Annotated in this window: 21 protein-coding genes; 10 read left to right on the forward strand and 11 right to left on the reverse strand. The window is 58.3% G+C overall.

Annotated elements, in window-relative coordinates:
• Positions 1–11 precede the first annotated feature (11 nt).
• Positions 12–1,721: a DUF4153 domain-containing protein gene (locus tag ACWPW2_RS01600; RefSeq protein WP_454121386.1), complete on the forward strand. Its 1,710-nt coding sequence runs from the start codon at positions 12–14 to the stop codon at positions 1,719–1,721.
• A gap of 44 nt (positions 1,722–1,765) precedes the next feature.
• Positions 1,766–2,155 carry a hypothetical protein gene (locus ACWPW2_RS01605; RefSeq protein ID WP_454121387.1) on the forward strand — a complete coding sequence of 130 codons (390 nt, stop codon included), beginning with the start codon at positions 1,766–1,768 and terminating at the stop codon, positions 2,153–2,155.
• Here ACWPW2_RS01605 and ACWPW2_RS01610 read toward each other — a convergent pair.
• The 4 genes from ACWPW2_RS01610 to ACWPW2_RS01625 all read right to left on the reverse strand — a co-directional run bounded on the left by ACWPW2_RS01610 (position 2,152) and on the right by ACWPW2_RS01625 (position 6,117).
• The gene (locus tag ACWPW2_RS01610; RefSeq protein ID WP_454121389.1) at positions 2,152–2,409 is read right to left on the reverse strand and encodes a hypothetical protein; all 258 of its coding nucleotides are present in this window, start codon (positions 2,407–2,409) and stop codon (positions 2,152–2,154) included. The genes ACWPW2_RS01605 and ACWPW2_RS01610 overlap by 4 nt on opposite strands.
• A gap of 649 nt (positions 2,410–3,058) precedes the next feature.
• The gene (locus ACWPW2_RS01615; RefSeq protein ID WP_454121390.1) at positions 3,059–3,433 is read right to left on the reverse strand and encodes a hypothetical protein; all 375 of its coding nucleotides are present in this window, start codon (positions 3,431–3,433) and stop codon (positions 3,059–3,061) included.
• 51 nt (positions 3,434–3,484) lie between these two features.
• Complete coding sequence (locus ACWPW2_RS01620) at positions 3,485–3,886, reverse strand: hypothetical protein (RefSeq protein ID WP_454121392.1); 402 nt, start codon at positions 3,884–3,886, stop codon at positions 3,485–3,487.
• Positions 3,887–4,086: 200 nt separating this feature from the next.
• A complete protein-coding gene (locus ACWPW2_RS01625) occupies positions 4,087–6,117 on the reverse strand; it encodes a choline transporter (protein WP_023480491.1) in 2,031 nt (676 codons plus the stop codon).
• 239 nt (positions 6,118–6,356) lie between these two features.
• Between ACWPW2_RS01625 and betI the strand changes: the two genes are divergently transcribed.
• From betI to betA, 3 genes are read left to right on the forward strand one after another with little or no spacing between them, the layout of a single operon-like run.
• On the forward strand, positions 6,357–6,953 hold the full coding sequence (gene betI / locus ACWPW2_RS01630) for a transcriptional regulator BetI (RefSeq protein ID WP_454121393.1): 597 nt from the start codon (positions 6,357–6,359) through the stop codon (positions 6,951–6,953).
• Positions 6,954–6,966: 13 nt separating this feature from the next.
• Positions 6,967–8,439 carry a betaine-aldehyde dehydrogenase gene (gene betB, locus ACWPW2_RS01635; protein WP_454121395.1) on the forward strand — a complete coding sequence of 491 codons (1,473 nt, stop codon included), beginning with the start codon at positions 6,967–6,969 and terminating at the stop codon, positions 8,437–8,439.
• Positions 8,440–8,465: 26 nt separating this feature from the next.
• Complete coding sequence (gene betA, locus ACWPW2_RS01640; protein WP_454121397.1) at positions 8,466–10,145, forward strand: choline dehydrogenase; 1,680 nt, start codon at positions 8,466–8,468, stop codon at positions 10,143–10,145.
• Between the two features lie 30 nt (positions 10,146–10,175).
• On the opposite strand, the gene ACWPW2_RS01645 is transcribed toward betA, so the two are convergent.
• The 3 genes from ACWPW2_RS01645 to ACWPW2_RS01655 form a co-directional block, all read right to left on the reverse strand.
• Positions 10,176–10,622, reverse strand: coding sequence for a GNAT family N-acetyltransferase (locus tag ACWPW2_RS01645; protein WP_454121399.1), 447 nt, complete (start codon positions 10,620–10,622; stop codon positions 10,176–10,178).
• A 10-nt stretch (positions 10,623–10,632) separates the two neighbouring features.
• Positions 10,633–11,190 carry a GNAT family N-acetyltransferase gene (locus ACWPW2_RS01650; protein ID WP_454121401.1) on the reverse strand — a complete coding sequence of 186 codons (558 nt, stop codon included), beginning with the start codon at positions 11,188–11,190 and terminating at the stop codon, positions 10,633–10,635.
• A 131-nt stretch (positions 11,191–11,321) separates the two neighbouring features.
• On the reverse strand, positions 11,322–12,110 hold the full coding sequence (locus tag ACWPW2_RS01655) for a MipA/OmpV family protein (RefSeq protein ID WP_454121402.1): 789 nt from the start codon (positions 12,108–12,110) through the stop codon (positions 11,322–11,324).
• Positions 12,111–12,220: 110 nt separating this feature from the next.
• On the opposite strand from ACWPW2_RS01655, the gene ACWPW2_RS01660 reads away from it, so the two are divergent.
• The 4 genes from ACWPW2_RS01660 to ACWPW2_RS01675 all read left to right on the forward strand — a co-directional run bounded on the left by ACWPW2_RS01660 (position 12,221) and on the right by ACWPW2_RS01675 (position 18,377).
• Entirely contained in the window at positions 12,221–12,916 is a 696-nt protein-coding gene (locus ACWPW2_RS01660; RefSeq protein WP_312120672.1) for a response regulator, read from the forward strand.
• Positions 12,913–14,109, forward strand: a complete 1,197-nt coding sequence (locus ACWPW2_RS01665; RefSeq protein ID WP_454121403.1) for a sensor histidine kinase — start codon at positions 12,913–12,915, stop codon at positions 14,107–14,109. Before ACWPW2_RS01660 ends, ACWPW2_RS01665 begins: the two co-directional genes overlap by 4 nt.
• 78 nt (positions 14,110–14,187) lie before the next feature.
• Positions 14,188–15,306, forward strand: coding sequence for an efflux RND transporter periplasmic adaptor subunit (locus tag ACWPW2_RS01670; protein ID WP_454121405.1), 1,119 nt, complete (start codon positions 14,188–14,190; stop codon positions 15,304–15,306).
• A complete protein-coding gene (locus ACWPW2_RS01675; protein ID WP_454121406.1) occupies positions 15,303–18,377 on the forward strand; it encodes an efflux RND transporter permease subunit in 3,075 nt (1,024 codons plus the stop codon). The genes ACWPW2_RS01670 and ACWPW2_RS01675 overlap by 4 nt, the downstream gene beginning before the upstream one ends.
• Here the strand turns inward: ACWPW2_RS01675 and ACWPW2_RS01680 are convergent.
• Genes ACWPW2_RS01680 through ACWPW2_RS01695 form a run of 4 tightly spaced genes read right to left on the reverse strand, consistent with a single transcriptional unit; the run spans position 18,342 to position 22,383 of the window.
• A complete protein-coding gene (locus ACWPW2_RS01680; RefSeq protein ID WP_454121407.1) occupies positions 18,342–19,574 on the reverse strand; it encodes an MDR family MFS transporter in 1,233 nt (410 codons plus the stop codon). The genes ACWPW2_RS01675 and ACWPW2_RS01680 overlap by 36 nt on opposite strands.
• A 15-nt stretch (positions 19,575–19,589) precedes the next feature.
• A complete protein-coding gene (locus tag ACWPW2_RS01685; protein ID WP_454121409.1) occupies positions 19,590–20,351 on the reverse strand; it encodes an ABC transporter ATP-binding protein in 762 nt (253 codons plus the stop codon).
• Positions 20,351–21,385: a FecCD family ABC transporter permease gene (locus tag ACWPW2_RS01690; RefSeq protein WP_042713937.1), complete on the reverse strand. Its 1,035-nt coding sequence runs from the start codon at positions 21,383–21,385 to the stop codon at positions 20,351–20,353. The genes ACWPW2_RS01685 and ACWPW2_RS01690 overlap by 1 nt, the downstream gene beginning before the upstream one ends.
• On the reverse strand, positions 21,385–22,383 hold the full coding sequence (locus tag ACWPW2_RS01695; RefSeq protein WP_128483729.1) for a siderophore ABC transporter substrate-binding protein EitA: 999 nt from the start codon (positions 22,381–22,383) through the stop codon (positions 21,385–21,387). Before ACWPW2_RS01695 ends, ACWPW2_RS01690 begins: the two co-directional genes overlap by 1 nt.
• A gap of 269 nt (positions 22,384–22,652) precedes the next feature.
• On the opposite strand from ACWPW2_RS01695, the gene ACWPW2_RS01700 reads away from it, so the two are divergent.
• Positions 22,653–24,191 (forward strand): methyl-accepting chemotaxis protein, encoded by a 1,539-nt coding sequence (locus tag ACWPW2_RS01700; protein ID WP_023480373.1) that lies wholly within the window; start codon positions 22,653–22,655, stop codon positions 24,189–24,191.
• Positions 24,192–24,253 lie beyond the last annotated feature (62 nt).

Here is a 24,253-nt window from a genome sequence, read left to right on the forward strand (position 1 = left end):
AAGGAACCGCGATGTTGCAAAAAGAGGATTTTCCGGCAAAAACCAGGTGGGTGATTATCGCCATTGGCACGCTCGCCGGGCTGCTATGGGCGTTGCCGGACGCGCTTAAGCTGCATGATAACTACTCAATTTATCTGTCGCCGCTTGCCATCGCGTTTGCCAGCGTGCTCGCCTTCACGCTTTATCGCGTCAAAGACGTTAAGCCGTGGCTCTGCGCGCTGCTGACGCTGCCGTTTATCGCGCTGATGACCGGCTGGCTGCGCTGGAACTTCCCCGGGCTGCCGAACGATGATTTTCACGGCACAAACTTCGGTGCATCGACATTTCTGCTTACTCTGGTGATGCCGTTTCTGGCGGCTTTCTGCTCGCCGCCCGGGCAGAAAGCGGATAAACATGCCTTTATCACCGGCGCGCTATGGAACAACACCTTCACCCTGGGCGTGACCGCAGTAATGACCGGGCTGTTCTGGCTGGTGCTGCTGCTGTGGAGCAAACTCTTCAGCATGATTGGCATCACGCTGTTCGAGCTCCTCTTTTTTGATACCCCTTTTTTCCCGCCGATGGCGACGGGTGCTGCCGTCGCCGCTGGCATCGTTTTTTGCCGACGCCTGCCGGGCGCTGCCGGGCTGTTCCGTAACCTGCTGACGCTTGCGGTCAGCGTCCTGCTGCCGCTGCATGCGGTAATCTCTCTGCTGTTTCTGGCCTGCTTGCCCTTTACCGGGCTGGCGATTATCCCGGCCTCTGTCTCCGCCGCGACACTGCTGCTGACCATGACGCTGCTGATGCTGGCGTTCAGCGCCATGGTTGGCGAAAAAGCGCCAGCTGCTTCGCGTTCGCCGCGGGTGATTGCGCGTCTGGTGCTGGTGGCGCAGTGGATCACGCCACTGCTCGCAGCACTGGCGGGCTGGGCGCTGTGGCTGCGCATCGCCGAATATGGCTGGACGGTGGATCGCGTTTACGGCGTGGCCCTTACGCTTCTTGCGTTGATCGGGTCTCTGCTGCTGATCCGCTATCAGCGCCGGGCCTGGACGCAGGGCGCGGCTAACATGAACAGCTTTATCGTTCTGATGCTGGCACTAACAGCCTGCGGCTGGTTTTTGTTGCATACGCCGGTTGTCGATCCGCTGCGCATCACCGTTAACAATCAGCTGGCGCGATACGCCGAGGGCAAAGCAAAAGCGGATGAGGGCGATCTCTACACGCTAAGCAACGCCGGGCGTCGTGGCAAACAAGCGTTGCAGAGGCTGAAGGCGCATCCGCAGTGGCTTAAAGATCCGGTGCAGCAGCAAGCGATGCTGATGCAAATCCTCGGCGGCTATCACGAAGGCACGAAGAAAGACATTAGCGCCTTACAGAAAAGCATCCCGCTGCGCGCGGGCAGCGAAGCGCCGCCGGAGAGCTGGTGGCAGGCGCAAACGCAGTATGTCGATCACACGCTGAGCACCTGCATGGTGGATAGCAGCGCCTGCCTGATCTGGATGCAGGATCTGAACAACGACGGCACGCCGGAAGTGCTGCTCTATAACCGCAACGACGCCGGGATCTCGGTCTATACCCATCAGGGCAATGAGTGGCGTCAGGCGGGCAGCGTCACGCTGTCGCAAAACGCCGAAAAAGCGCTGCGCGAAAGTATGCCGAAAACCGTCAGCAAACCCTGGCGCGATCTGGAGATCAACGGTCAGCGCTATCCGGTGCAGTATTACGGCTTTGAAGGTCAGTAGTCATTACGCCCGGCGCCATAAAGCCGGGCGAGAGGAGTGCAACAGTGAGCCCGAGCGTAGAAGAGGTGATTGCTTTTGTGCGTGAGTTTTCGGGATGTACGCGCAAAGCGATCGATGAAAGCACGCTGCTGGAAGATGATCTGGGTATTTGCGGCGATGACGGCGTTGAGCTTCTTGAAGAAGCAGAGAAGTTTTTTGCTGTCCGTTTTGAAACGGAGGAAGAAGATTTCCGCTCGCTTTTCTCGTTAAAGGAGAACGAGTACCTCTTTACAAGCGAAGGTCTCGATCTACTCGGCATCTGCTATTTTTTTCGCTGGTTGCGCGGCGAGCCAGAGCCCGTGGTGCGCGATCTCTCCATCGGGCAGTTGCATCAGGTGCTGGTGAAAGTGTGTAGCAAACAGGAGGGCAGTTGCCCCGCAATACCACCGAGTTAATAGGTTTTGTAATCGCTAAAATAGAAGTGTTTCCCCGTCTCATTGTCGACACGGATATTGACTTCGGCACCAGGAAAAAACTGATCCTTTTCAATAAACGGGAAAGCAATACCACGTTTGGCGATAACTTCCTCTTCCTTAAAAATATATTTCACCGTCACGGCTGCTGTAAGGTGATTATTAAGGCCCTGGCGCTCATCAAGTTTTAAATCAACGATATTTGCCTTAAGGTCAGTTCCGTTTTGTTTTTGCATCTTTTGACTGGCTCCGCCAGTTAGTTATGCCGATATAAACGAAAACAAGCAGCATGCCGCCAGTGATAATCCAGCCTAACTTTGGTGAAATGGTCGATAAAAATTCCATCATGATAGTTCTGTTTCTCCAGTATTACAGATACTTATTCTGTGAGATATAGTGGCTATCGTCTTTTATAATCCAGCATTGCATCGCGCATATTGAGTATGTTTTTAGTGGGATCAGTTTTAAGATAGACCACAGGAATGGTTGAACCCTGCTTGTAATTATAAAGATCCATGGTTTTGATATTTATGAGTACATTCTTATTCTCATATTTCACTCCATTTCTGCGGTAAATTGGTAATCAACATAGATGCTAACTATGCCGAGGTTCGATGGTGTACGCGGTATAATCTGCGTAATGGTTGCATCGATATAACAAGGGTTGCTAAGTATTTTCTTTTTAGTGAACCCATCAAATATGCTTCTTATAATCGAGTAAACGATAGCAATAACTAGTACCGTTACCAGGATTATGGGGATCGCTTTTAGGTAATTGTCCATATAATCTTTTAAAGTTTAGTTTATGGTAAAAACTTTCACGTACAGTATATCATTCATTTTTTTAATGAAAATATTTTTTTGTTTGCATGAATTTATTAATGATCAACGGGTTTCGTATTCCAGGTAATAAAAATCAGTGGGTTTTTCAGGGTTGATTCTGATCTTGATTGGCGTACCAGGAACGAATTTCTCTCGGTCAGTAACCCAAAAAACAACCCCTCGTTTTGAGGTGATCTTTTTACCCTCATAACTATATTCCAGCGTGAGTATTGCCACCAGGTGATTGTTGATTCGTTGGTATTGATCGTAAGTGACTTCAGTCATTATAGCTTCAACGTCAACACCATTCTCTTTAATATATTCGTCATATATACGACGCTCTCTAATGTTGCTGGCAACATAAATAACGAAGCATAGCATTACCAGCGGTATAATCCATGCAAGTTTAGGCATTATATAAGAGAGTAATTCCATCATTTTGTATTTCAATCCTTATTATTTTAGTTGAAAGCTGGTTATGCAGTAATATCAGAATTTCTTTTTCCATTTAAACCGCGTGTGATCCTCTATCGCATTTCTCATATTAAGCATGTTTTTTGACGGATCGTTTCTAAGGTAAACAACGGGGATGGTGAAGCCCACATTGAATTTCGGCAGGTCCATCGTTTTAATTCCGCTCAGGACGTTTTTTTTCGTGTAAATCTCGCTGTTTATGGCTGTAAATGAGTAATCGACCGTGATATTGACGAGCCCATAGCTGCTTGGTGTGCCCGGCATAATTTCCGTAATGGTTGCATCAACATAGCAGGGATCTGTCATAATCTTTTTGGCTGTTTTTTTATCAATAAAATTTTTGACAGTTGTAATACAGATGGCCGTCGCTGCAACGCCAACAAAAAGGTAATAAAAGGCTTTTAAAAATATATCCATATCCAACCTTACCCTGCAACGTCAATCCGCAACCATTCCATGAAAGAAGTCATTTTACAGATCGACATCTCCAGATACAGAGCGCAACGCATGAAATTGAAAAGCTGAGTCGTATTTGCAGATTTTTCCTAAAAACACTGTCCCTTAGCGCAAATTCATCTTCCTGAAAAAAATAAGGCCACTCACGTGGCCTTATGACATTACGTCTGCGGATAAACAATATTTGCGCCGGGCGCTTCGCGGTGCAGATGGATAAAGTTCAGGTGACGTTCATATTGATCGAGAATATCGATAATCACCTGCTCTTTGTTGTAATCCATCAGGTCATTCCCCTGGCTGCCCTCTAGCAGGAAGGTCTCCAGACGGAAGTAGTGTGACTTACCGCTGCGCGCGCGGTAGGTAAAGCCGGGAACGGAGTACTGCTGCGGCCAGACCTGGTAAACAAAGTTCTGCTCCTCGCCGAGGTGCACACGCAAATCGAGGTGGCCGAGCGGTTTATCCTCCTCCGCAGGCACACTCTCCAGCGTGACGCGAGCGCCGCGCAGCTCCAGCTCTTTCGCCACATCCTGCATCGCCGGGTAAATCACCGTCTCCATCATCTGCTGGGTATAGCGCGTGCCCGGGTAGTTCATCAGGCGCGAGAGACGCTTTTTCCAGCTCAGGCGATCGTTGCTCGCCGGAATATAGGGCGCGGTTTCACGGCTGGCGCTGGCGCGGCGGTGATCTTCCACCTTCAGCGACTTATAAAGCCCCGCCATCACAAAGAAGATCACAAAGCTGAACGGCAGACCCATGATCACCGTGGTGTTTTGCAGGGCTGAAATGCCGTTGGTCATCAGCATCCCCATCGTCAGCACGCCAATCGCCACCGACCAGAAGATACGCAGCCAGTTCGGCGCATCGCTGTTGATATCTTTCAGCTTCGAGGTGAAGTTACCCAGCACCAGCGAGCCGGAGTCCGCCGAGGTGACATAAAAGAGCAGGCCGGTAATAGTGGCAACCGAGGCGCTCAGTTTAAACGCCGGGTACTGCGCCAGCAGACTGTAGAAGCCGCGTTCAGCATGCGCCATCACTTCCTGGGCAAAACCGGCATCGCCGTGAATGATCTCATACAGTGCGGCGTTGCCAAACACCGACAACCACAGCAGGGTGAAGGTAAACGGAATGATCAGCGTACCGAGCACGAACTCGCGGATGGTACGACCGCGGGAGATACGCGCAAGGAACAGGCCGACAAACGGCGACCACGCCACCCACCAGGCCCAGAAGAAGAGCGTCCAGCTGTTCATCCACTGCGTCGGGCGGTCAAAGGCAAAGGTGTTCAACGTCATGCCCATAAAGCGGTTGATGTAATCGCCCACGTTCAGCACCAGCGCGTTGAGCAGGAAATCCGTTTTGCCCATAAACAGCACAAACAGGATCAGCCCGAGCGCCAGCGCGACATTCAGTTCAGAAAGGATGCGAATACCTTTATCGACGCCGGAGGTGACCGAAATGGTGGCGATAACTACCGACAGCACAATCAGCGCCATCTGCGCGGTTAATCCTTCCGGCACATCAAACAGCACCTTCAGGCCGTAGTTAAGCTGCACAACGCCAATGCCGAGCGTGGTGGCGATACCGAAAATGGTGCCGATCACCGCCGCGATATCCACCGTGTGGCCAATCGGGCCATTAATGCGTTTACCAAAAATCGGATAGAGCGCCGAGCGGATGGTCAGCGGCAGGTTGTAGCGGTAGCTGAAGTAGCCGAGCGCAATCCCCATCAGGGCGTACATCGACCAGCCGGTTAAGCCGTAGTGGAACAGCGTCCAGACCATCGCCTGGCGCGCGGCCTCCATCGTCTGCCCGGCACCTTCCGGCGGCTGCATATACTGCGTCACCGGTTCAGCCACGGAGAAGAACATCAGATCGATGCCGATCCCGGCGGCAAACAGCATCGCCGACCAGCTTAACAGGCTAAATTCCGGTTTTGACTGCTCTGGCCCGAGTTTGATGGCACCGTAGCGGGAACAGGCCATATAGATGACAAAGACGATATAGAGCGTGGCGGCCAGCATGTAGTACCAGCCAAAGGTGGACGACACCCAGTTGACGGTGGTCTGGATCCACGCCGCGGCGAGATCGCTATAGAGAATGGTGACAAGTGAAAATGTCAGAATCAGTCCGGCGGAGGTGTAGAACACCACAGGATTGATTCTGTCTTTTTCACTGGCAGGTGGATTAATCATCGGTTACCTCTGGTTAATTTCCTGTAAATAAATCAAAAGATTACTTGCAACGTGCTGCCTCTTTTCTTGTTGTTTTTCCCTCATTTTTGGTACGGATTGAGCCTGCTACAGCTTACACACAGCCGCTTCGTTTTTGTAACAGCGCAGGTACATTACCTTAACAAATTCTTTTTTTATATTGAACGTGCAATCAAAAAAAGATTAAATAGAGCCCTTACTTTGCGGTGGAAGAGGGAGTCATGCCAAAGGTGGGAATGCAGCCGATACGCCGTCGGCAACTGATTGATGCGACCCTGGATACGATCAACGACGTCGGGATCAACGACGCCACCATTGCGCAGATTGCGCGCCGGGCCGGGGTATCGACCGGCATCATCAGCCACTACTTCAAGGACAAAAACGGCCTGCTGGAAGCCACCATGCGCGACATCACGCGCCAGCTACGCGATGCGGTGGCGGTACGCCTGCAACCGTTAGCGCAGGCCACGACCGAAGCGCGTTTACTGGCGATTGTCGACGGTAACTTCGATGAGACCCAGGTGCATAGCGCGGCGATGAAAGCCTGGCTCGACTTCTGGGCCAGCAGCATGCATCAACCGCAGCTGGGCCGCCTCGAGCGCGTCAGCAGCCGACGCCTCTTCTCCAGCCTGACGGCGGAGTTTCGCCGCGAATTGCCGCGCGAAAAGGCCCGGCTTGCAGCACACGGCCTGGCCTCATTAATTGATGGCCTGTGGCTGCGCGCAGCCCTGAGCGGCAAACCGTTCAACCCGGACGTTGCCCGAACGCTCACCACCCAATTCATCCGCCAGCAGTTGGCTGGCGCAGAGAATCCCTGAGGAAGGAGGAATCATGTCCCGATTCGCAGAACAGCAGCTCTATATTGATGGTCAATACGTTCCCGCCGCGGCTGGAAAAACATTCCAGACCATCAACCCGGCCAACGGCGAAGTATTAGCCGAAGTGCACGAAGCGGTGCAGGCCGATGTCGATCGCGCGGTAGAAAGCGCGCGTAAAGGCCAGAAAATCTGGGCCGCGATGACGGCGATGGAGCGTTCACGCATCCTGCGTCGCGCGGTCGATATTCTGCGCGAGCGCAATGACGAGCTGGCCGCGCTGGAAACCCTCGACACCGGTAAGCCGCTGAGCGAAACCCAGGCAGTTGATATTGTCACCGGTGCCGATGTGCTGGAGTACTACGCCGGGCTGATCCCGTCGCTGGAAGGGCAGCAGATCCCGCTGCGCGACACCTCCTTCGTCTATACCCGCCGCGAGCCGCTTGGCGTGGTCGCCGGTATCGGCGCGTGGAACTACCCGATCCAGATCGCGCTGTGGAAATCCGCACCGGCGCTGGCTGCGGGCAACGCAATGATCTTCAAACCGAGCGAAGTCACACCGCTCACCGCATTGAAACTGGCGGAAATCTACACTGAAGCGGGCCTGCCGGACGGCGTCTTTAACGTTCTGCCGGGCAGCGGCGCGGTCACCGGCCAGCTGCTGACCGAGCATCCGGGTATCGACAAAGTCTCCTTCACCGGTGGTGTGGCCAGCGGTAAAAAAGTGATGGCAAACGCCGCCGGTTCGACTCTGAAAGAGGTCACCATGGAGCTGGGCGGTAAATCGCCGCTGATCATCTTTGAAGATGCGGATCTCGATCTCGCTGCCGATATCGCGATGATGGCCAACTTCTATAGCTCCGGCCAGGTCTGCACCAACGGCACGCGCGTGTTTGTTCCGGCGAAATGGCAGGCCGAGTTTGAAGTGAAGATCGCCGATCGCGTGGCGCGTATTAAAGCGGGCGATCCAAACGATCCGGCCATCAACTTCGGGCCGCTGGTGAGCTTCCCGCACCGCGACAACGTGATGCGCTATATCGAATCCGGCATCAGTGAAGGCGCGCGCCTGCTCTGCGGCGGCAAACGTCTGACTGGCGGCGAGTTCGATAACGGTGCCTGGGTTGCGCCGACGGTCTTTACCGATTGCCGCGACGAGATGACCATCGTGCGCGAAGAGATCTTCGGGCCGGTGATGGCGATCCTCACCTATGAAAGCGAAGAGGAAGTGGTGCGCCGCGCCAATGCCACTGATTTCGGTCTGGCTGCTGGTGTAGTGACGCAGGATCTCAACCGCGCGCACCGCGTTATTCATCAGATTGAAGCGGGGATCTGCTGGATCAACACCTGGGGCGAATCCGCTGCCGAAATGCCGGTGGGTGGCTACAAGCACTCCGGTGTCGGGCGTGAAAACGGCCTGATGACGCTGCAAAACTACACCCAGGTGAAGTCTGTGCAGCTCGAAATGACCCGTTTCCAGTCTGTATTTTGAGTGAATTTTAACCTGAGGAGCGACTAATGGAATTTGATTACATCATCATCGGAGCCGGATCCGCAGGGAACGTATTGGCAACAAGACTGACCGAAGATAGCGACGTCAACGTGCTGCTGCTTGAAGCGGGCGGTCCCGATTACCGTTTTGATTTCCGCACGCAGATGCCTGCGGCGCTGGCTTACCCGTTGCAGGGCAAACGCTATAACTGGGCGTATGAAACCGAGCCCGAGCCGCACATGAACAACCGCCGCATGGAGTGCGGGCGCGGCAAAGGGCTGGGCGGATCGTCATTGATCAACGGCATGTGCTACGTGCGCGGCAACGCAATGGATCTCGATAACTGGGCACAGGAACCGGGGCTTGAGCGCTGGACCTACCTCGACTGCCTGCCTTACTACCGCAAATCGGAAACGCGCGATATCGGCGCAAATGACTACCACGGCGGCGAAGGCCCGGTCAGCATCACCACCTGCAAACCGGGCAACAACCCGCTGTTTTCGGCGATGATCGAAGCGGGCGTGCAGGCGGGTTATCCGCGCACCGAGGATCTCAACGGCTATCAGCAAGAGGGCTTTGGCCCGATGGATCGCTTCGTGACGCCGAACGGACGTCGCTCAAGCACCGCGCGCGGCTATCTTGATACCGCGAAGAAGCGCGCCAACCTGACGATCATCACCCATGCCACCACCGATCGCATTCTGTTCGACGGCAAGCGGGCGGTGGGCGTTGAGTATCTGCACGGTGCCAGCAACACGCCGCAGCAGGTGCATGCGCGCCGCGAAGTGCTGCTCTGCGCGGGTGCCATCGCTTCGCCGCAGATCCTGCAACGCTCCGGCGTCGGCGCAGCGGATCTGCTGAAGAAGTTCGATATTCCCGTGGTGCACGATCTGCCGGGCGTCGGTGAAAACCTGCAAGATCACCTCGAAATGTACCTGCAGTACGAGTGCAAAGAACCGGTGTCGCTCTACCCGGCGCTGAAGTGGTGGAACCAGCCGAAAATCGGCGCGGAGTGGCTGTTTAACGGCACCGGTATCGGCGCCAGCAACCAGTTTGAAGGCGGCGGCTTTATCCGCAGCCGGGAAGAGTTCGCCTGGCCGAACATTCAGTACCACTTCCTGCCGGTGGCGATTAACTACAATGGCAGCAACGCGGTTGAAGCCCACGGCTTCCAGTGCCACGTTGGCTCCATGCGCTCGCCGAGCCGCGGCTTTGTGCGCCTGAAATCGCGCGATCCGCGTATGCACCCGGCCATTCAGTTTAACTACATGGCTCACGAGCAGGACTGGCAGGAGTTCCGCGATGCGATCCGCATTACGCGCCAGATCATCAACCAGCCGGCGCTGGATAAGTATCGCGGGCGTGAGATTAGCCCCGGTATTGAGTGCCAGACCGACGAACAGCTGGATGAGTTTGTGCGTAACCACGGCGAAACCGCCTACCATCCGTGCGGCACCTGCAAAATGGGCAGCGACGAGATGGCAGTAGTGGACGGGGAAGGGCGCGTGCACGGCCTGCAAGGGCTGCGCGTGGTCGATGCCTCGATTATGCCGCTGATCATCACCGGTAACCTCAACGCCACCACCATTATGATTGGCGAGAAGATTGCCGATAATATCCGTGGCCGCACCCCGCTGCCGCGCAGCAATGCCGACTACTTCGTGGCGGGCGACCGCCCGGTGCGCGGCGAGCCGATGCGCGCGTAACGCCAGCAGCCGGTAGGGCACTCTTACCGGCTAGTTTTGCCCCAACCGCAGGCAGTGCGTCACCCGCTCAATCCCTTCCGTTGGCACAAAGCCTGCGCGTTGGTAAAAGCGGAACGCCGCCTGCGGTGCATGCGTGTAGAGATTGTCAAAGCTCTGCGCGGCCTGGGCGACAATCTCCCTCAAAAGCAGGCTGCCCACTGCCTGGCTGCGATAGGCTGCGGCAACATAGAGGTGGCGCACCCGGCCTGCGCGATCTCCCTGCACAAACGGGTCGATATTGAGCCCGCAAACGCCGACCAGTTTGCCGCCAATCAATGCGCCCAGCAGCATTTCGCCTGGCTTATCAAAGCGGTTGTGCTGATTGAGCCAGTTCTCCTCAAGCCTGCGCAGCATATTAAATCCTTCCGCCACGCTCGCCTGTTTTAGCGGCTGAAAACCGTCAACTGCCGGGGTAATGGTGGTGATGTTCAGCGTCATAACACCCTCGTTATTGATGGAGATAATCCTGGCGCAGCAGGCCAAACAGCCAGTCATTGTGCCAGCGGTTATGCAGCCAGTAGCTCTCGCGCAGCTCGCCCTCCAGCACAAACCCCACCTTTTCCAGCAGGCGGCGAGAGGGGTGATTGCCGGCGGTGACCATCGCCGTCAGCCGCCGGATGCCGCCTTTATGGAAGGCGAAATCGCACACCGCCTGTAACGACTCGCGCGCATAGCCTTTTCCCTGCGCCTCGGGAGCAAAGAGAAAGCCCACTTCCGCGCAGTCCGCTTCGCGATGGATATAGCCGGTGACGCCGAGCCTTTCACCGCTCGCTCTGTCGCGCACCACCAGGCAGAGCCAGTGCGCGCTGCCCGGCTGCCAGGGCGGCAAGCGGGCGGTGAAAGCCTCCTCGATCTCCTCTGGCGCGCGCTCATCCGAGATGTAATGCTGCACCTCATTGCTGGCCATCAGGCGGCTAAAAAAATCGCGATCCAGTTCCTCGATTTGCGTGCAGACCAGCCGTGGCGTGTCGAGGCAAAGGGCTTTAGTGTGGGCGTCTTTATTCATCTCATCGCTGTTTTGTTGGCAATCATTACAAAGAGATATATGTCAGATAGGCGCCGAGGTAAACCAGTAAGCAGCCAAACCAGATCTTCCCCACCAGCTGATAATCCTCTTTTTTCACCATCTCCCCCTGTTCAGAAGGTCCAGGTCACGGCTACCGTGCCGGTGCCCTCATTGCGTTGCGCGACAATCGGGCTGTCGCCCGCGCGATCGCCAAGCCAGGTGTAGCCCGCGCTCAGCAGCGTTCCCCAGTGTTCGTCGAACTGATGGCTCCAGGTGAGCGAACTGTTGACGCCGTAGAAACCGCCCGCGCGATCATAGGGGCGAAAACCGCTGCGCTGGCTCTGCCTCGCGCTGACGCCATAAAAGGTGTTGATGTAGCGGCTGTCGCCAAACAGGGCGGCAGACTGGAGTGCAACGGTATCGCTGGCGCTCTGCACCGGCAGTAGCGTCACCGAGGTTTGATACTGCACGCCCTGGCTGTCGGTCAGCGGCAGCGTCGCTTTGCCTTCAACAGAGAGCCACGGCGTGATCGACCAGCCGACGGCAAACGCCGTATTCATCGTGGCATCGATTTTCCCCATCCCCTTCAGGTTATCCGCGCCATCGCGCCAGGAGGAGTTACTGTCATCGCGGCCGAGGCCATAGCCGAGCGTATGTTCGAGATAGAAGCCGTTCTCGCTTTGCAGGTCGTAACCGATGCCCTTTTGCGAATCAATGAAGAGGGCGTTATCGCGCGCTTGGATCAGCGGAACGAATTGCAGGCGCTGCTTGTCTGAACCGCTGTAACGCGGCGCAGACTGTGCGCCGATGCCTACAGTGACGCCATTTTGTGCCGATGGATCATCATCGGCGTGCGCCGCAGAGGCGGTGGTCGCCAGCAGGGCGCAGAGGCTATACAACGTACGTTTTCTGGTTATCATCGTCACATCTCGTCGGTGGGAAAGGGTGTGCGCAAGCGCTGAAAGGGAACATAGACAGGTCGTATCAATAAACCGTCAGCAAAGTGTTAAGAAACGGTCAAGGTGGGGAAATGGTGGCGAAAAGAGTGCTGGTGATTGAGGATGACGCGGATGCGGCGGGCGTGCTGGAAGCCTATCTGCGCCGTGAAAATTATGAGGTGACGCTGGCAAGCGACGGCCTGGCCGGGCTGGAGCTGGCGCAGCGCTGCAAGCCCGATCTGATCCTGCTCGATGTGATGCTGCCCGGCATGAACGGCAGCGAAGTGCTGGCGGCGCTGCGGCGCAAAAGCGATGTGCCGGTGATCATGGTGACGGCGCTCGGAGATGCGCCGGATCGCATTGGCGCGCTGCGTTACGGCGCGGATGATTATGTGGTGAAGCCCTATCACCCCGGCGAAGTGGTGGCGCGCGTACAGGCGGTACTGCGGCGCACGCAGCGCGCGGAAACCCAGGAAGAGGTGCTGCGCTGGCACAACCTCGCGGTCGATACCGTCGCCATTAGCGTGACCGTGACGCAAGAAGATAACCAGACGCGCGCGCTGGAGCTGACGCCGACGGAATTCTCCCTGCTTACGACACTGATGCGCCATCCCACCCGCGCCTTCTCCCGCCAGCATCTGCTGGAACACTGTCTGCCCGAAAGCGAAGCGCTGGAGCGCGTTGTCGATACACACGTCTACAACCTGCGTAAAAAGCTGGAAAACGCGGGCGTCAGCGGCGTGTTAAGCAACGTGCGCGGCGTCGGTTACAGGTTCGCTCAACCATGAAAAATTCAGTTCAACAGTCGCTCTGGCGCTGGATCTGCGTGCGCATCCTCGCGCTGGCGATCGGTACGGTGATCATCATCGCGCTCTGTATGTGGCTGCGCTACGCCGTGCAGAATGTCTGGATCCTGCATGCCATGCCTGCGCCGGTGCGCGCCGAGTTTCTGCTGTTAAAAGAGAACCCGGAGATCAACCCGACGCGCTTTCACGAAATTGTCGATACCTGGTGGGGGCTGAGTTACTCCACCCCCTCTATCGCCTCGACGGACTGGATCCTGGTCAGCGTGCTGGTGCTGGTGATGATCCCCTTTATCGTCTTTATGGGGCTGCGCTATGCCCGCCCGCTGACCCTGCAATTTAGCCGTCTGCGCGACGCCGCCGAAGAGGTGACGCAGGGAACATTCGGCGCACAGGCCGAGCTGGTAAAAGAAGCTCCCGCCGAAATGGTGCGCTTCGCCAGCGACTTTAACGGCATGACCCGCCAGTTGGCGCGCTATGAGCGTGAACTGCGCGCCTCCCACGTGGCGATGGCTCACGAACTGCGCTCGCCGCTTACCGCCGCGATTGGTCGCCTGCAGGGGATGCTGGATGGCGTGTTTGAGCCAAGCCCTGCGCAGATGTCGATGGTGATGAAGCAATTACAACTGCTGCGCCGCTTAACGGATGAGCTGCACCTGCTCTCGCTGGCCGACGCCGGGCAACTGATGCTCAACTGCCAGCCGCTGCTCCTGGACGATCTGCTGCGCGAACGCGCGGCGTGGATGAAGCCGCAGGCCGACGCCGCCGGGTTCACCTTTACACTTACAGCGCCAACGCCCGCGCCGCTGGAGGGCGACGCTTTCCGCTTAGGGCAGGTCTTTACCGTGCTGATGGAGAATGCGGTGCGTTACGGGCGGCAGGGCGGTCATCTGTTTATCACCCTCACATCGCAGGCGAGCGGCTACCTGATTGATTTCACCGATGATGGCCCCGGCGTGGAGGCTGATTTTCTGCCGCTGATGTTTGACCGCTTTACGCGGGCCGAGACCTCGCGCGCGCGCCATTCGGGCGGCAGCGGCCTTGGGTTATCCATCGCCCAGGCGATTGTCCATGCCCACGGCGGCAGCATCAGCGCCGCGCTGCCGGAAGCGGGCGGGCTGGCAATCACCCTTCACCTTCCCCACGCTGCCATGGCGCAAGAAAAGTTGCAGCCTTGATAAAACCTTGACGAAACGTGGGCTGAATCTCGACGCGTCACGCCTGTAATAGCGCCATTACCGATCCGGAGTGGCGCTATGTCAGAACAGTTTATTCATTACGCACACCCGCTCGCGCACAGGCTTTTGCACGCTGTCCGCGGGCTTCCTCTGCTGCTATTGCTGGCGCTGGCTGCGACCGGCTGTGGCGAGAAAAAAACCGACAAACCGGCCCCGCCGCGTCCGGTGCGTTACCTGGTCGTCGCTAATAGCGCGGCAAACCCGCAAACGGTGCGCACCGGCGAGATCCGCGCCCATGATGAGACCACGCTGGCCTTCCGGCTGGATGGCCGCATGATTTCCCGTGAGGTGGATATTGGCGCGCGGGTGCATGCCGGGCAGGTGCTGGCCTTCCTTGAGAGCGAAACCGGCAAAAACCAGCTCGCCAGCGCGCGCGCCGATGTGGAGAGCGCTCGCGCGGCTGAGCAGGTGGCAGCGCTGAATCTGAAACGGATGCAGGCGTTAATGCCCTCCGGGGCGATTGCCCGCACGCAGCTCGACAGCGCCCGCGCCGACTGGCAGTCGGCAGCATCAAAACTGAAAAGCAGCACTGCGGCATTACGCAACGCCGAGCAGAATCTGAGCTGGACGCAACTGGTCGCCCCGGCAGACGGCATCATCACGCGCGTTAACGCCTCTGCCGGGCAGGTGGTCAGCGCCGGGCAGGCGGTCTTTACCCTCGCCACCAGCGAGGCGCGCGACGTGGTGTTTGCGGTTGCCGACCCGCGCCAGCTGGCATCAAACGCAACTTTCACCGTTGCGCTGCTGGCGGATCCGTCGGTGAAGGCGAGCGGCAGCCTGCGCGATATTAGCCCGCAGGCCGATCCGCAGACGCGCACCTGGCAGGTGCGGCTGGCGCTGGCAAACCCGCCTGCGGCAATGGCGCTCGGAGCAAGCGCCACCATTGCGCTGCCGGAATCAGCATCCGCAGGCTTCGCGGTACCTGCCCCGGCGTTAAGCCGCCTTGGTCAACAACCGGCGCTGTTTGTGATTGATGAGAAAAACCGGGCGCAGCCGCGCGCGGTGACGCTGGGCGGCTATAGCGCCTCATCGGTGTTTATCCGTTCCGGCCTGCGTCCCGGTGACAGAGTGATTACCGCGGGCGTCAGCAAATTGCGCGCCGGTGAGCAGGTGATCGCCGGGGAGTTACAGCCATGAAACGCTCGCGCTTTAACCTCTCGGCCTGGGCGCTGGAACATCAGCAGCTGGTCACCTTTTTTATGCTGCTGGTGATAGTGATGGGCGTGCTCTGCTATCAGCAGCTGCCGCGTAATGAAGATCCGGCGTTCACCATCAAAACGGCGGTCGTCACCGCTCAGTGGCCGGGTGCCAGCGTCGAAGAGACAACACAGCTGGTCACCGATGTGCTGGAGAAGAAGTTACAGGAGGTTCCGCATCTCGATTTTATTGAGAGCGAAACCCGCGCTGGCAGCACGATTATCAACGTCAACCTGCGCGATGACACACCGCCAAAAGCGGTGCCCGGCATCTGGTACCAGGTGCGGAAAAAGATGCAGGATAGCGCCGCCGATCTGCCGCAGGGCGCGCAGGGGCCGCAGGTCAACGATGAGTTTGATGACACCTTCGGCACCATCTATGGCTTTACCGCCGACGGTTACTCGCCGCGTGAGCTGCGCGATCGGCTGGAGACCATCCGCCGCAGCCTGATGTCGCTGCACGATATCGGCAAAATCAGCCTGATAGGCGATCAGCAGGAGCAGATTGTTATCGCCTTCTCCCCGCGTCAGCTGGCGGGAATGGGGCTGGATATTGAGCAGATCAGCGCAGCGCTGAAGGCGCAAAACGCCATCGCGCCTGCCGGTACGATCCGCACCGGCGAGGATAATGTGGCGCTGCGCGTCAGCGGCGCGTTAAGCAGCGAAGCGAGCCTGCGGGCGGTGACGCTGCATATCAACGATCGCTATATTCCGCTCACCGATATCGCCACCGTCACCCGCCAGGCCGCAGAGCCACCCGCGCCGCAGTTTCGCGTCAACGGGCAACCGGCGCTGGGGCTGGCGATCTCAATGGCTTCGACCGGGAATATGCTGCGCTTTGGCAAGGCGCTGGATGCGCGCATGGCGCAGATCCAGGCGCAACTGCCGCACGGCATTGAGATGGTGAAAGTGGCCGATCAATCGCAGGTGGTGAGCGGGGCGGTGAGCGGTTTTGTCCGCGTGCTGGTGGAGGCAGTGGTGATTGTGCTCGCCGTCTCCTTTGTCTCGCTGGGCCTGCGCGCAGGTCTGGTGGTGGCTGCCGCCATTCCTCTGGTGCTGGCGATGACCTTCGCCGGGATGATGCTCGCCGGGATCGGCCTGCAACGCATCTCCCTCGGCGCGCTGATTATCGCGCTCGGGCTGCTGGTGGATGACGCAATGATCACCGTTGAAACCATGGTCGCGCGCCTCGAAGCGGGGGAGTCGCGCAGGCAGGCCGCCACCTATGCCTTCAAAACCACCGCCTTTCCCATGCTTACCGGCACGCTGGTGATGATCGCCGGGTTTATTCCCGTCGGCTTCGCCGCCTCCAGCGCCGGGGAGTACTGCTACTCGCTGTTTGCCGTGGTGCTGATCGCGCTGCTCTGCTCGTGGGTGGTGGCAATCCTCTTCTCCCCGCTCACCGGCACCTGGCTGCTGCCCGCGCGCATCGATAAGCACGGCGATCGCGTCGGCAGGCTGAAGCGCGGCTATCAGGCGCTGCTGCGCCTCGCGCTGCGCTGGCGGTTGACCACGCTGGCACTGGCGCTGCTGGCGCTGGGGTTGTCGCTGGTCGGCACCACCTATTTGCAGGGGGAGTTTTTCCCCGCCTCCGATCGCCCGGAACTGCTGGTGACGCTCTCACTGCCCGCTAATGCCTCGCAGACCGAGACGCAAAAGCAGGTTGAGCGCCTGGAGCGGGCGCTGACCGGTAATAAGGATCTCGATCGCTACAGCAGCTACGTCGGCTCCGGCGCGGTGCGTTTTTATCTGCCGATGGATGTTTTGCAGGACAACGAGAACACCGCGCAACTGGTGGTGGTGGCAAAAGATCTCGCCGCTCGCGACCGGCTGCGTCAACGGCTGGAGACCCTGCTGGCAAGCCAGTTCAGCGCGATTACCTCACGCGTGTCGCCGCTGGAATTGGGGCCGCCGGTGGGCTGGCCAGTGCGCTACCGCGTGAGCGGGCCGGATTATGCAAAAGTGCAGACGCTGGCTCATCAACTGGCGGCGCAGATTGGCGGCTCGCCGCTGACCCGGGAAGTGAACCTGACCGCCGGAGAGCCGGAGCGGATGATCCGCTTACAGGTTAATCAGACCGCCGCGCGCGCGGCGGGCGTCTCCTCGGAAAGCATCGCCCAGATGCTTAATACCGTCTGGTCCGGCGCGACGCTGACCACGGTGCGGGACAACGATCGGCTGGTGGATGTGGTGCTGCGCGGTAACGATCGCGAGCGGCTCGATATCGGTACGCTCGGCACATTGATGTTGCCGACGTCTAACGGCACAAAAATTCCGCTGAGCGAAGTGGCGACGCCAGAGTGGGGGCTGGACGACCCGGTGATCTGGCGTCATCAGCGGCTGCCCTTTATCACCGTGCAGACGGATCTCGCGCCCGGCCTGCGCGCGGAAGCGGTATCGTCCGGCCTGCGCCCGACGGTGGATAAACTGCGTGCTCAGCTGCCTGCAGGGTATCGCATTGAGGAGGGCGGCACCGTTGCCGAGTCGGATAAGGGCAACGGCTCGGTGTATGCCGTGCTGCCGGTGACGCTGATTATTATGCTGCTGCTGTTGATGGTTCAGCTTCAGCGCTTCTCGCGCATGCTGCTGGCCGTCACCATGGCACCGTTTGGCCTGCCGGGGATTGTGCTGGCGATGCTGCCGACCGGCACGCCGATGGGGTTTGTCGCGCTGCTGGGGGTGATTGCGCTGGCGGGGATGATCATCCGCAACGCGGTGATCCTGATTAGCGAAGTGGACAGTAACCTGCAACTTGGGATGCAGCCTGATGAGGCGATTATCGCCGCGTCGGAGCACCGCGCGCGGCCGATTATGCTGACCGCCTGCGCCGCGATCCTCGGCATGATCCCCATCTCCCATCAGGTGTTCTGGGGGCCGATGGCTTACGCCATTATCGGCGGCCTGCTGGTGGCAACGCTGGTGACGCTGACGGTGTTACCCGCCGCGTTCAGCCTGGTGCTGCAACTGAGCGCCCGCTTAGCCCCTGCGCATCGGGCGGCAGATAAAGATTAAGGCCACCGCGCTACAGAGCGGGAAGATAGCCAGCTGCAACCAGGGGTAGATCGCCTCAACCGAGGGGGTTAATGCCCGGTCGAGTTGGCTACCAAACAGCAGGTTGCCCGCCAGCACGGCAAAACCGCCCGCCGTCGCCAGCGCGCCATAGTGCGCGCCGAGCGTGGCGTCGTCGGCGAACCACGGCACCATATCTTTCGCCGCAGGCACCAGCAGCATCTGCCCGAGGGTTAATAACGAGACGAAGCTGATGGCGGGCAGCAGCCGCATCCAGCCCGCAGGCGGCGTGCTGGCGGCGCAGAGCGCGACGCTGGCAAAGCTTGCGGAGATGAGCAAAAAGCCCACCGGCAGCATGCGCGCGGCACCAATGCGGCGCGTCAGGCGGGCGAGGGGCAGTTGCAGGGTGATAATCAGCACCGAGGCCAGCATAAAGAGCGGCCCGAGATCTTTTTCGCTGCCGCCCGCGCGCTGGATCTCAACCGGCAGCGCCAGGTAAAGCTGGTTGTAGCTTAATAACCACGAACTGTAGGCGATGATAAAGGCGACAAAGCGCGGCTGGCGAAAGGTGGTCCACCACGGCGTGACCGCCAGCGTCTGGCGTTTTGGCGGCGCGGGCGGCAGGCAGAAGAAGAGTACTATCAGCGCCACGACAAACACGCCCGCACCTGCTAACGCCACCTGGCGAAAGCCGAGGCCGGTCATCAGCGCGCCCGCTACCGGGCCAAGCACCGCGCCGAGCTCGCCGCAGACGGCAAAAAGCGCAAACCACTCGGCGCGGCTGCGCTTGCCCTGGCTCTCGCTGTGGGCACCGGCGCGCGCCAGTAGCGCTTCAATCGAGGGGGAGAAGAGCGCGCCGCCGATCCCGGTCAGGCAGGCTCCGACAATAATCGGCCCCAGCGAGTGACCAAAGGCCAGCATCAGATAGCCCGCGACGCGGATAATGCAGCCGCAGAGGATAATCACGCGCGCGCCAAAGCGGTCCGATAACGCGCCGCCGATAAAGAACATCCCCTGCTGGGAGAAAGTGCGCAGCCCGAGCACCAGGCCGATCAGCCCGCCGGAGAGCAGTAAATCATCGCGCAGGAAGATCGCCAGGAAGGGCACCACGGCGTAGAAGCCGATATTAAAAACAAACTGGCTACCGAGTAAAACAGGCGGCCAGAGCTGTTTCGCTGGCCGCAGGTGGGGAAAAGACATGCGAAAATCCTGACGTCAGGCGATGAAGTGGATATGGTTTTTGTCATGACAGGGCGATGGCGTGATTTTCGCCTTCACGCGAAACACCTCCCATAGCAGATCTTCGGTAAGGATCGCCTGCGGCGTACCGCTCGCCACCACAGTACCGTGCTGCATTACAATCAGGCTGTCGCAAAACATCAGCGCATGATTGAGATCGTGAATGGCAACGATGCTGGTCACCGGTAGCTCGCTGATAAGCTTCATCAGCTGGAGCTGGTGGTGAATGTCGAGATGGTTGGTCGGCTCATCAAGCAGGATCTCTGACGGCATCTGCGCCAGCGCGCGGGCAATGTGGACGCGTTGCCGCTCGCCGCCCGAGAGCGTCAGCCAGCCCTGCTGGCTTTTCTCCAGCATGTCGACACGTGCCAGCGCCGCGGAGATGGTCTCATCATCCTCCGTGCTCCAGCTGGAGAAAGGGGAGTGGTGCGGAATACGCCCCAGTTTCACCACGTCGCGCACGCGCATATTGGCATCGGTCATACCGTGCTGCTCAACGAACGCCACCCGGCGGGCGAGCTGCTTTTTGGGCAGCCGGTGAAGGTTCTGCTCGTCGAGCAATACGCGTCCTTTATGCGGGCGACGCAGCCCCGCCAGCACGCGCAACAGGGAGGATTTCCCTGAGCCGTTCGGCCCCAGCAGGCCCACCGTTTCGCCACGCGCAACCGCCAGTGAGACATCGTTGACGATCACTTTTTTACCCACCTTCCAGGTGATGTTTTCAGCGGCGATGCTCATTAGCGATTCCTTGAACGGTAAATAATAAACGCGAAGAACGGCACGCCGACCAGCGCGGTGACGACGCCTACCGGCAGGCTCTGCGGGGCAATCAGCATGCGTGAGGCGATATCCGCCAGCACCATCAAAATCGCGCCCGCCAGCGCACAGGCCACCAGCAGCCTGCGGTGCAGCGGCCCAAAGAAGAAGCGCATCATATGCGGCACTACCAGCCCGACAAATCCGATGGAGCCAGCCATGCTGACAATGGTGGCGGTTATGAGCGCCGTGGTGGTAAACAGTGCGAGGCGCACCCACGGCACGGCGATGCCTAACGAGGCCGCCGCATCATCACCGAAGGTGAAGGCATCCAGCGCCCGCGAGTAGTAGAGGCAGACCGCCAGACCAATCAGCACCACGATCAGCACCAGCTGGAACTCCGGCCAGCGCACGCCGCTAAAGCTGCCCAGCAGCCAGAACATTACGTCGCGCGCTTGCTGGGCGCTGGCGGAGGTGCTGATGGTATATGCCGTGACGGCGTTAAAGAGCTGCGAAGCGGCCACCCCGGCTAAGATGGTGCGCTCGTTGCCGCCGCGCGCGCCGTTGGTGAGAAATGCCACGAACGCAAAGGCGGCGAAGGCTCCGGCAAAGGCGCCCGCCGAGAGCGATACCGCACCCGCGCCGAGACCCAGCACCACTACCGAGACCGCACCGGTCGATGCGCCCGCCGAGACGCCGAGCACATACGGCTCGGCAAGCGCGTTTTTCAGCAGGCTTTGCAGCACCGCGCCGCAAATCGCCAGCCCGGCGCCACAGCAGGCGGCGACCAGCGAGCGGCTGAGGCGGAAATCCCAGATCACGCTTTCATAGATGCGATTGAGCGGCTCGGCGGTGAGCCCAAGCTTATTGCCAATCGCATAGAAAACGCTGGGTAACGGGATCGCCAGTTCGCCGACGCTGGCTCCTACCGCAATCACCACCACCAGCAGCACAACGGCAAGCAGCGCGGCACTACTTAACCACAACGTTTGTCGCGTTGGGTGCAACGCTGCCATCAATTAAGCCCCATCTTTCTCAGCTGTTCAGCAACCTGCTCTGCGCCATAAATGGTGCGAATGGTGGGGTTCATCGCCTGGCCATCCATCACCACGATATGGCCTTTTTTCACCGCCTCAAGCTGGCTGACGGCAGGATCGCTCTTCAGGAACTTAATCTTCTCCTGGGCGTTATCCAGCGCCCAGCGATTGCGGTCGAGGCTGGAGACGACGATCACATCCGGGTTAGCGGCAATGATGCTCTCCCAGCCAACGGTCGGCCACTCGGTTTCGGTAGTGATGGCGTTATGGCCGCCGAGCACATTGGCGATAAAGCCGGAGGCGCTGTTTTTGCCGCCGACGTAGGCGTCAGCGGAAGGGGATGAGCTGGAGAACCAGAAGACGAAGGAGAGATCTTTTTTGTTTTTACCAAACTCTTTACGCAGATCGGCTTCGCGTTTTTTGAAGTCGGCAACCAGCGCCTGGCCGCGATCTTCAACGTTAAAGATCTTCGCGAAATCTTCGATCTCCTGGTAGAGATAGGTCATGTCCCACAGCTTCTGGCGGCTGCCGTACATATCGCCGGTGCCCTTTTTGGTGGCGCACATGCCTGGCGACATATAGCTGTTAACGCCGACGGTGGCGAGATCTTCGCGCTTCGCCACTTTGCTCTCCGGCCCCAGCAGCAACGGCGATTGCGCAGCTACGAAATCCGGGGTTTGCGCCAGCACAGACTCCAGCGTCGGGATCTCTACCGTCAGGGTTTTAATCTTCGCGTTTTTTTCAGCCAGCTGCGGCAGGACTTTGGTCGGCCAGAAGGCGGTGGCGGCGATTTTATCCTCTAAGCCAAGCAGCAGCAGGATCTCGGCGGTGTTTTGCCCCAGCGCGACCACATGCTCAGGGGCTTTGTTGAAGGTCTCTTTGTAGCCGCAGTTTTCAAGGGTGAGGGGATATGTGGTGGCATAAGCAGAACTTAATGAGGCAAGCGCCAGCCCCAGCGCGCAGAGAACCTTCTTCATTCAACACTATCCTTCATTAACATTATGGTGATTTATGGGATCATCGAAATAGTTTCGCAATGATAATGAATCCTATTACGAATGCGAGATCTTCTTTGCGCGATGGGCTCAAATTTGTTTTATGAATGAATTTTTGAGGATCCATATTTAGTGTAAATATGATTATTTAATTTAAATTTCGCTCCCTTTTGGTCGATAACACTGTTAAGGCAATTCGCATTTTATGCGGTGCCACATCGTTTTGTCGCTCTATCACCCAAGGGATCACTATGTCAGTCAGGCGTTTTTCATTGCTCGTTTTTGGTCTGTTACTCTCTATCTTCCTTATCAGCTCCGCATCTAACCTCTGGTCGCTTACCCGCAGTAACGACTCGCTGGATAACGTAAACAAAGAGATCCGCGTGGTGCTGTCGGTCATCGATCCGATTAACCATAGCCGTACCCTGCGCGTACGCCTGATGGAGGCGATGATTAACGCCTCGCTGGGCGATAGCCAGAAAACGCAGGCCTCCCTTGAGAGCGCCAACGAGGTGATGCAAAAAGCCTCGGCGGCGTTTAACAACTATCTTGCCGCACCGCGCGTTGCTGGTGAAGATGCGCTTGCCACGCCCTATCGCCAGGCCTGGCAGAACTATGTTGATAACGGTTTGCGTCCGCTGATGGATGCGGCGAAAAACAACGACACCGCGCGCTTTAACCAGTTGGTCAGCACTACTATTCCTCAGTTGGATCGCCAGTTCGAGATCACCCTTGATAACCTGCTGGCGTTCCGTGAAAAGTATGCCCAGCAGCTGAACACGGAGGCGCAGAACCGCTTCGTGAACAGCATGGTGACCCTCGGCGTCTTTGCGCTGCTGTTTACGCTGATCATTGTGGGGATCTTTATCCTGCTGCGTCGCCGTGTGCTGTCGCCGCTGGATGCCGCGCGTCTGCACTGCCAGAAAATGGCGGCGGGCGAGCTAAATCTGCCGGTTGTCTCCAACTCCAAAGATGAGATTGGCGGCATGATGAGCGCGCTGGAGCAGATGCGTCTCTCGCTGGTGCAGATCATCTCTCAGGTGCGTAACTCCAGTCAGAGCGTGGCTTACGCCGCAGAAGAGATCGCTGCGGGTAACACCGATCTGTCGGCGCGTACCGAAGAGCAGGCCGCTTCGCTGGGGCAGACCGCTGCCAGCATGGAAGAGCTGACCTCTACCGTGAAGCACACCTCTGAAAACACCCAGCAGGCCAACAGCCTGGCGGGGAATATGCGCAGCGCGGCGCAAGAGGGGAATGCGATTGTTGAAGAAGCCGTAGTGTCGATGAAGGAGATTGAAACCAGCTCCGGAAAGATTGGCACCATTATCGGCATTATCGAAGATATTGCTTTCCAGACCAACATTCTGGCGCTCAACGCCGCCGTCGAAGCGGCGCGCGCAGGCGAGCAGGGCCGTGGTTTTGCCGTGGTAGCAACCGAAGTGCGCAACCTCGCGCAGCGCTCCTCCGTGGCGGCGAAAGAGATCAAAGAGCTTATTGAGCTCTCTGGTCGTCAGGTGCTGGTGGGCAGCGATCGCGTCACCAGCGCGGGCGAGAGCATGCAGCGTATTATCAACTCGGTGAAGCAGGTTTCCGAACTGATGTCGGAAATTGCGCTCTCTACCGGTGAGCAGAGCCGCGGGATCGATCAGATCAACCTCGCGGTGGCGCAGATGGATACCGTGACCCAGCAGAACGCCGCGCTGGTTGAAGAAGCCTCTGCCGCAGCTTACTCGCTGAAAGAGCAGTCTCAGCTGCTTGAAGAGGCGGTAGCGGTATTTAAGCTCAGCTAATCGTTTTATATTGCTGACATTAAACGGGGCATACTAAATGCCTCGTTTTTTTGGTAACGCAA

Source organism: Kosakonia sp. Marseille-Q7440, assembly GCF_965119485.1.